This window comes from Achromobacter sp. 1L-A-4-B-C2 (assembly GCF_057291955.1).
Genome location: NZ_JBXAWP010000004.1, coordinates 426,551 through 432,076, shown reverse-complemented (window position 1 = coordinate 432,076; position 5,526 = coordinate 426,551). Strand labels below are relative to the sequence as shown.

The window sequence follows — 5,526 nt, the reverse complement described above, 5'->3', positions numbered from 1 at the left end:
GGCGCACGAAGTGCACGATGCGCATGACGCGGATGACGTGGATCACGCGCATTGCGTGCAGGGGGCCGAGGCGGGCCGGGGCATTCGTCCCTGCCCGCCTCGGCCCCAGTCCGTTCAGATGGCTTTGAATGTCTTCAGGTGGATGCTGGTCTCGGTGGCCGAGATGCCCTTGAGGGTGCGCAGCCGGTCCAGCACTTCGGACAACTGATCGATGGTGGGCACCCGCAGTTCCGCCAGCAGGTCCCAGCGGCCGTTGGTGTCGTGCAGGCCCGCCACCGCGGGTTCGCCCATCAGCAGGTTCACGATCTTGCGGGTTTCGTGGCCTTCCACGGCGATGCTCATCCACGCCACGATGTCGTCCGTTTCTGACTCGGGGCGCAGGCGCACGGTATAACCGACGATGATGCCGCGCTCTTCAAGCTTGCGGATGCGGTTGTCGATGGTGCCGCGCGATACGTCCAGCTTCTTGGCCAGCGTGGCGATGGACAGGCGGGCGTTCGCGCGCAGCAGGCCCAGCAAGCTCTGGTCTAGCGTGTCCATTGTGCAAAGTGCTAATGTTGGCTGTCGAATTGCCAGAATCTTAGCGTTTCGTGTGGAAAGTTGTCACTATGAATTGATTTGGGCATCGGCCAGAATTTCCTTTCCATAACTTGGGGAGAAAAAAATGACGACATTGCTCACGACGTCGGACGTTGCCACCATCGTGGCCCGATACGGCCCGCGCAAGGTTTTCACCGATCTGCTGGACTATGTGCTGGCCGATTTTCTGCGATGGCAAGAATTCGACAAGTGCGCGCGTGTCGCCAGTCATTCCCCTGCCGGCGTCATCGAACTGATGCCCGCCGCCGACAGCGAGCTGTACAGCTTCAAGTTCGTGAACGGCCACCCCGACAACCCGCAAACCGGCCTGTCCACCGTGATGGCCTTTGGCGCCCTGGCGCAAGTCAGCACGGGCGAACCGCTGCTGATCAGCGAACTGACCCTGACCACCGCCCTGCGCACCGCCGTCACGTCGGCGCTGGCGGCACGCGCGTTGGCCCGGCCCGATTCGCGCTCGATGGCGTTGATTGGCAACGGGGCGCAGGCGGAATTCCAGGCCCTGGCATTTCACTATGTGCTGGGTATTGACGTGTTGCATGTGTACGACGTGGACGCGGACGCGACGCGCAAGCTGCAAGCCAACCTGGCCGCCGTCGCCCCGACGCTGCGCGTGGTCGCGTTTGACGGCACCGCGCAGGCGGTCAAGGGGGTGGACATCGTCACCACCGTCACCGCCGACAAGGCCTACGCCACCATTCTGACCGCCGACATGGTTGAACCCGGCATGCACATCAACGCCTTGGGCGGCGACTGCCCGGGCAAGACCGAACTGCATGCCGACGTGCTGCGCCGGGGCGCTGTCTTTGTCGAATACGAACCGCAGACGCGCATTGAAGGCGACCTGCAACAGATGCCCGCGGATTTTCCGGTGACGGAACTGTGGCGCGTGCTGACGGGGCAGGCGGCCGGCCGCCGCAGCGCTGAAGATGTGACCATCTTCGATTCGGTGGGTTTTGCGCTGGAGGACTTTTCGGCCTTGCGCTGGTTGCGCGACAGCGCCGTCCGATTTGGCATCGGCGCCCGCATTGAAGTGGCGCCGCGATTGCAGGATCCGAAGAATCTGTTCGATGTGGTGCGCGCGGCCACTGACGTGAAGGCCGCGCCGGGGCAGCCATAGCCCCGGCGATTCATCAGCAAAGCGCGATCAGGCGGCGCGCGGGGCGTCAGTGGGCGGCGTGCCGTCGTGGAACATCGTCTTGAGCTGCGAGCGCAGCTCTGGCGAGTCGGCGTGCTTGTGCACGGTGGTGGCATGCTGCACGGCGGCTTCCAGCAATTCGTCGTCGGAATCCGCGGCCAGGGCTACCGAGCAATTCATCTCGCTTGGAAACTCACGGCAGTCGATGTATTTGCGGGTCATGATTGTCTCCTTGCGCAGCGCCCAGGGGCGCTTGCGTAATGGCACATCCGACGCGCGGCATGCGGGGCATCGGGCAGTTGGCGCGTCGCAGCGCACCCGATGATTCCAAAAGTATAGACCCGGGCGCTTACGGCTTTTCTTCTGGCAGTGCGTCATGCGACACCGGGCGGCCCAAGAGGTAACCCTGGAAGTGCGAGCAGCCTTCCTGTGTCAGCCGGTCCAGCTGCGCGGCAGTTTCCACGCCTTCGGCAGTGGTCGGAATGTCCAGGCTGCGCCCGATGCCGTTGATGGCGCGGATGATGGCCAGTGCTTCTTTACTGGATTCGACGTCCTGGGTGAACGATTTGTCGATCTTGATCTTGTCGAAATCGAACGACCGCAGATAGCCCAGCGACGAATAACCCGTGCCAAAGTCGTCCAGCGCCACTTTCACGCCCAGCGCCTTCAAGCGCTTGAGCGTGTTCAGGTTGGAGGCCGAGTTGGCCAGCAGCACCGATTCGGTAATCTCCAGTTCCAGCCGCCGCGCCGGCAGGCCGGACTTGGTCAACGCCGATTCCACCAGCGACACCAGCGCGCTGTTGGTGAATTGGCTGGCCGACAGGTTCACGGCCACCGTTTCGTGGTCGTCCCAGCGCATGGCTTCGGCGCAGGCCTCGTGCAGGGTGAAGGCGCCCAGCTCGTGGATCAGGCCGGTTTCTTCGGCGATGGGAATGAAGTCGCCCGGCATGATCAGGCCCTTGACCGGATGCTGCCAGCGCATCAGCGCTTCGCGTCCGACGATGCGCACGTGGCTGACGTCCAGGATGGGCTGGTAATACAACTGCAATTGCTGACCCATGATGGCCTGGCGCAAGTCCATTTCCATTTCATGGCGCTTGAGCGCGGCGGCCTCCATCTCGGGCTGGAAGAACGCCATGCGGTTGCGGCCGTTGCGCTTGGCTTCGTACAGCGCCATGTCGGCGTAGCGCAGCAGGTGGTCGGCGGTGTACTCGGGCGTCTCGGCCAGCGCGATACCGATACTGACGCTGATTGGCACCGTATGGCCGTCCACTTCAAAGGGCTGGCGCACCGCATCGATCAGCCGTTCGGCCATCTTGCGCACGTCGTCCTGCTGGCCGATGTTGGGCAGCACCACCGCGAATTCGTCACCGCCCAGGCGGGCCAGCGTGTCCTGCTCGCGCAGCACCTTCGGTAGCCGCTTGGCCAAGAGGCGCAGCAGCTCGTCGCCGCAGGGATGGCCCAGCGTGTCGTTCACGCTCTTGAAATTGTCCAGGTCCAGGCACAGCACGGCGGTGCGCCGATCGTCGGCGCAATGGTGCAGCGCCTTGAGCAGCTGCTCGCGGAACAGCCGGCGGTTGGGCATGCCGGTCAGGGTGTCGTGATGCGCCATGTAGCGCACCTGGGCATGTGCCGCGTTCTCGTCCGTGACGTCGTCGGAGATCAGCAGCGCGTAACGCGAGCGCGGGTCGTTGCTGTGAAAAACCAGCGTGCGCGTGCGCAAGGTGCGCATGCCGCGCGCGGTGGTCAGCTCTTCTTCCGCTTCACGCAGGGCGCCGTCCGATCGCAAGGCGTCGTGCGTCAGCCGGTCCAGGAATTCGCACACCGGTTCGGGCAGGCACTGCTGCGCCGTCTTGCCCAGCATTTGGGCGCGCGTGACGCCGAACGTGGCTTCCGCCTGACGGTTGGCCAGCAGGATATTGCGCGACACGGCGTCCATCACCAGCACGCACGACGGGATGTGCGACACCACGGCATCCAGGAAGCTGGATAGCGATGTCAATTCCGAGTTGTAGTGTTCGGCCAGCTCTTTGGCCTTCACCAGCTGCTGTTCGCGTTCACGGCGTTCGGTGACGTCGCGCGTGACCTTGGCAAAGCCGATCAGCTCGCCCTGGTCGTCGCGGATGGCGTCGATCACGACATTGGCCCAGAACAGCGTGCCGTCGCGGCGCACGCGCCAGCCCTCGGCTTCAAAGCGGCCCTGTTCGCGCGCCGTGGCCAGGCCGCGTTGCGGCAAGCCGGCGGCTTGGTCGGCGGCCGTGTAGAAGCACGCAAAGTTCTTGCCGACGATTTGCTCTTGCGTGTAGCCCTTGGCGCGCTGCGCCCCGGCGTTCCAGTTGGCGACTGTGCCGTCCGGGTGCAGCATGTAGATGGCGTAGTCGACGACACCCTGCACAAGGTGCCGGTACATGACGTCGGAATTGTCGATGATCATTGGATGAGGGGGCGGGGGGGAAGCGCCCGCGTCTGGCGGGCCTGGCCGGCGTACGCGTGGGCTGTCCCGCGAATGGAATGAGGGATCTACGGCTTTACGTCGCCGTCTTGGCAATAGTTAAGGCGCGGGCCTGAAAAGGCGTGAATCTAACGAATGTTGTCGTAGAAACACGATTCATTGCATGGGGTGGCGCGGCGGGTCACAGCTTTACCCGCTGGCGCAGCGCGTGCGCGATCATCCCGATGTCGATGTCCTTGCCCGGGTTCTTCAAGCAGAAGTCGTACAGCACGGCCACGTACGCATTGCCCAGCAGCTTGGTGATGGCGCCCGCGGTGGTGGCGGCGATGGTGCCGCCCACGGCGCTGCCCGCGCCCGGGATGAATTTCAGCATGCCCGATACCACCGACCGCCCGATCAGCGTGGCCGCCGACGCACCCAGCGTGGAGGTGACCAGCGTGGTGATGGCGGTGGTGTCCAGCTCCATGCCGAAGGTGATGCCGATCTTGGCGATCATGCCGACCTGGATCGGCACCAGCGCAAACGCGTCCGAAAACGGAATGGGCGCGGCGGCGGCGGACGCGGCCAGGCCGGCTGCCACGTTCACTTCTATCTCAGCCCGCTTTTTTTTTACTTCCAGGGCTTTCTTGTTGCGGGTGGACAGGGCATTGGCGTAGGCGCGCTGCTGGCCCTCGGGGATGTGCTCGGCCGTGACTTCAATCAGCTTGTCCAGGCCCATCGGCGGCAGTTCCGCGTCCAGTTCTTCGATCCATTCCGGCAGCGCGCGCACGGCCACTACCTGCTTGGCGCGCGGCAGAAGCTTGTGCGCCTCGGCAACGAAGGGGCTGTTCTTGCGCGCCTTGGTCAGCACCACCACCACCGGGATGCCGGCGGTGGCCAGCATGTCGGCCAGTTCGATCTCGGCGTCTTCCACGCGGTGGCTGCTGTCCTGGATGCACAGCCAGGCCACATGCACGTGCTTGTCCTGATCGTCGGACGCCGAGCGTTCCTGGATCAAGTCCGTCAGCGCCTGGCGCGAGCGCGCGTAGTCGCCCACTTCCAGGCCGCGCGTGTCGATGATGGTCAGCGGATGGCCGGGCTTGGTGTATTCCTGGGTGGTCTGCGTGACGGGCTTGCCCGCGCCCGTCTTGGCCAGATCGCCGCGAAACACGGCGTTGATCAGCGTGCTCTTGCCGACGCCGGTCTTGCCGGCGATCAGGATGTTGACGCGACCCGCGCCGCGCGTGGCCGTGCTGATGGCGTCGGCGATGGCGTCCTGCAAGGCGGGCGAATCGGGGCGTAGGGGCGGCATGAGCGGTAATAACTGGAAAGGGATTGAGCAACGATATCAGATGAGTCC

General features: G+C 64.4%; 5 protein-coding genes. 1 reads left to right on the top strand and 4 read right to left on the bottom strand.

The window, feature by feature from the left end:
- Positions 1–114: 114 nt before the first annotated feature.
- A complete protein-coding gene (locus AC0Z35_RS20605; RefSeq protein ID WP_046805562.1) occupies positions 115–540 on the bottom strand; it encodes an Lrp/AsnC family transcriptional regulator in 426 nt (141 codons plus the stop codon).
- A gap of 124 nt (positions 541–664) precedes the next feature.
- On the opposite strand from AC0Z35_RS20605, the gene AC0Z35_RS20600 reads away from it, so the two are divergent.
- Positions 665–1,717, top strand: a complete 1,053-nt coding sequence (locus AC0Z35_RS20600; protein WP_485132605.1) for an ornithine cyclodeaminase — start codon at positions 665–667, stop codon at positions 1,715–1,717.
- Positions 1,718–1,744: 27 nt separating this feature from the next.
- Here AC0Z35_RS20600 and AC0Z35_RS20595 read toward each other — a convergent pair whose 3' ends face one another.
- From AC0Z35_RS20595 to AC0Z35_RS20585, 3 genes are all read right to left on the bottom strand, one after another.
- On the bottom strand, positions 1,745–1,957 hold the full coding sequence (locus tag AC0Z35_RS20595; protein ID WP_046805564.1) for a DUF1059 domain-containing protein: 213 nt from the start codon (positions 1,955–1,957) through the stop codon (positions 1,745–1,747).
- A 127-nt stretch (positions 1,958–2,084) separates the two neighbouring features.
- Positions 2,085–4,169, bottom strand: coding sequence for a putative bifunctional diguanylate cyclase/phosphodiesterase (locus AC0Z35_RS20590; protein ID WP_485132604.1), 2,085 nt, complete (start codon positions 4,167–4,169; stop codon positions 2,085–2,087).
- Between the two features lie 199 nt (positions 4,170–4,368).
- Entirely contained in the window at positions 4,369–5,478 is a 1,110-nt protein-coding gene (locus tag AC0Z35_RS20585) for a YcjF family protein (protein ID WP_485132603.1), read from the bottom strand.
- Positions 5,479–5,526 lie beyond the last annotated feature (48 nt).